Origin of the sequence: Desulfosarcina sp. (assembly GCF_041551955.1) — a bacterium.
Classification (GTDB): Bacteria; Desulfobacterota; Desulfobacteria; order Desulfobacterales; family Desulfosarcinaceae; genus Desulfosarcina.
Window position 1 is genome coordinate 1 of record NZ_JBFELV010000537.1, and the last position, 3,104, is coordinate 3,104.

Sequence of the window (3,104 nt, forward strand, 5' to 3'; positions counted from 1 at the left end):
ACCCCTTCACCGACTTTATCGGCCGCAGCGCCTTCGATGTGCGCAAGGAAGCCTATCCGGACGAGGATTTTGTTCAGATCGATCGCATCCAGAAAGAGGAGATGCTCCAGGGGAGGGAAGGCACCGGCATCTACCACTCGTCCTGGCACCGCGGTTTTACCGGCCGGATGTCCAAACTCATCGCCTTCTGTCCCATCCACATCGCCCAGACCCCACGGCAATTCTGGAGTGTGGCCGTGGTGGCGCCGACCCATGAAATTGCCAGCGCCGTGGGTCAGATCCATCGCTGGCTGCTGGTGCTCCAAGGGCTGGTGGTCCTGGTGGTGGCGACTGCAGCTACTGCCCTGTATCTATTCGAAATCCGATTTTCGCGGGGATTGGAGAAACTGGTCGACACCCGCACCCGGGCGTTGAAGCGGTCAGAAGAGAAATACCGCCTGCTCATCGAAAGCGCCGAGGATCTTATCTTCACCCTGGACGAGTCGGCACGCCTGAAGTCCGTGAACAGCTACACGGCCAATTTTTTCGGCAGCGACGCGGAGCATCTCATGGACCGTTCCCTGGCCGACCTGCTCTCCGAGGACGTGGCCCGGCGTAACATCAAGGCCGTCCAACAGGTCTACGCCACCCAGCGCAGTGTTCGGGAAGAGATCGAGATCCGGTCCGTGGATCCACCGGTGTGGCTCAACGCCAACTACATGCCGTTGAAAAATGAAACCGGTGAAATCAGTGCGGTGCTCTGCATCGCCCGGGATATCACGGAGAACAAAAACCTTCAGCGCCACCTGGTGACCACCGAGAAGCTGGCTGCGTTGGGCACCCTGGCCGCCGGTGTGGCCCACGAGATCAACAATCCGCTGGGCGTGATCCTGGGTTTTTGCGATCTGCTGCTGCGCAAGCAATCCCCTGAGAGCCAGACCTACGAAGACCTGAAGATCATCGAGCGGCAAGGCATGCACTGCAAGGACATCGTGGAAAACCTGCTCAGCTTTGCCAGGGAAAGCAAGGTGCCGGAGGAAACCACGGACCTGAACCAATGCTTGGCGGAGATCATCAAGGTGGCCCGGCACAGCATCGAGCGTCAGGCGGTTACGCTGGAAACCGACATTGCCCGGCGGATACCGCCGGTCCGGGGAGACCGCCGGCAGCTGCAGCAGGTATTTCTCAACTTGATGAACAACGCCGTGGGGGCGATGCCCCAAGGGGGTGTTCTGACCATCGGCGCTTCTTATGAAAAAAGCTCTCGACGCGCCGTGGTAAAGGTGTCGGACACCGGCTGCGGGATTCCGGAAGGTGACATGGACCGGATTTACGAGCCTTTTTTTACGACCAAACCCGAAGGGGAGGGCACGGGGCTGGGGCTTTTCGTCAGTTACGGCATCATCAACAGTTTCGGCGGTTCCATTCACTGCGAAAGTCGCGCGGCGGAACGGACCGGCGACAGGTGCGGCACCACGTTTACCGTGAAGCTGCCGCAGCGCCCGCAGGAGGATCTATGAGAGGCCGCATATTGGTAGTCGACGATGAACGGGACATGTTGCTGCTGCTCGAACGCATCATCACGGAAGAGACCGCCCACAAAGTGGAAACGGCCAGCGACCCGATGGTGGCCCTGGAGGCCGTCAAAACCGGTGCCTATGACATGGTGATAACGGACCTGAAAATGCCCAAAATGGACGGCATTCGCCTGCTGGAGAGCATAAAGGAACTGGACCCGACCCTGTCGGTGGTGGTCATGACCGCCTTCGGCACCATCGAAACGGCTGTGGAGGCCACCCGCAAGGGTGCCTGTGACTTCATCACCAAACCCTTCCGCCGCGAGCGGATTCTGATGATCATCGAAAACGTGATGAGTTTTCAGTCCGTCACCCGGGAGAATCGGGCCTTGCGCGAGGCGCTGGGCAAGCAGAATGGGTTTGCATCGCTGCTCGGTGCCACACCGGTGATGCGCGACATCTACGACCGCATTCGCCAGGTGGCTCCCACCCAGGCCACCGTTCTGATTACCGGGCCCAGCGGCACCGGAAAAGAGCTGGTGGCCAAGGCTCTGCATGCTCACAGCCGCCAGAAGGACAACCGCTTCATTACCCTTAACTGCACCGCCATTCCGGAAAACGTGCTGGAGAGTGAGCTGTTCGGCCACGTGAGAGGTGCTTTTACCGGGGCCTGGAAAGACAAGCGAGGGCTGGTGGAAGATGCCCATGGCGGCACCCTGTTCCTCGACGAGATCGGGGACCTGAGTTCCATTCTCCAGACCAAGCTGCTGCGCCTCCTCCAGGAGGGTGAGTACCGGCCTGTCGGCGGGAATGCCACCCGCAAGGCGGATCTCCGGTTCATTGCCGCCACCAACCGCGTCCTCAAGCAGGAGATCGCCCGGGGGCGGTTTCGGGAGGACCTTTTCTACCGTCTCAATGTCATCAATTTCGAGCTGCCGTCACTGGCCGAGCGGCGTGGAGACATTCCCCTGCTGGCCTACCATTTTCTGAAGAAGTACGCCAGTGTCAACGGCAAGTCGATCGCGGAGATATGCCCGCTGGCCATGCAGCGCCTGATGACCTTGGACTATCCGGGAAATGTTCGGGAGCTGGAAAACATCATCGAGCGGGGGGTGATTTTTTGCCGCACCGAAGCGTTGATATCCGAGGACCTGTTTCTGGATCGGGAACGCGCCGATGGGGCCGGCACGTTCCCGCTGTCCCTGGGTCAGCTGCCTTTCAAAGATGCCCGGGATCAAATGATCGCCATGTTTCACCGGCAATACATCGATCGGCTGCTGCGCGACAACGACGGGAATGTGACTCGGGCGGCGCAACGGGCGGGTATCCAGCGTCAGTACCTGCACCGCCTCATGAAAGAAGCGGGCATTGCGACGGACGATTACAAGGATATGCCTGATGATGAGATGCCGGGGTCAGAAACGGATTAAGGTCCGCGGGCAGAAGGACGCCTTCGGCGATCACGTTTGCCCCATATCCGCAATGGTTATATCCGAAAATCGTTGAACGAAAGGCTGCGCGTTCAGGGAATCCGAAGGCCAACAATGGCAAATGCATCCTTGAGGCGTACCTGACCCACCGGGCGCTTGTCGCGGATGACGGTGATGA

At 59.6% G+C, this 3,104-nt stretch carries 2 protein-coding genes; both read left to right on the forward strand.

Annotated features, from left to right (window positions below):
• A partial coding sequence (locus ABYV26_RS23745; RefSeq protein ID WP_372683829.1) for a nitrogen regulation protein NR(II) occupies positions 1-1,499 on the forward strand: 1,499 nt, incomplete at its 5' end.
• Positions 1,496-2,926: a sigma-54-dependent transcriptional regulator gene (locus ABYV26_RS23750; protein WP_372683830.1), complete on the forward strand. Its 1,431-nt coding sequence runs from the start codon at positions 1,496-1,498 to the stop codon at positions 2,924-2,926. The genes ABYV26_RS23745 and ABYV26_RS23750, both read left to right, overlap by 4 nt.
• Positions 2,927-3,104 lie beyond the last annotated feature (178 nt).

What these genes read in the sequence shown, in the direction of transcription:
- ABYV26_RS23750 (WP_372683830.1), top strand. Translation starts at nt 1,496, where the DNA reads ATGAGAGGCCGCATATTGGTAGTCGACGATGAACGGGACATGTTGCTG.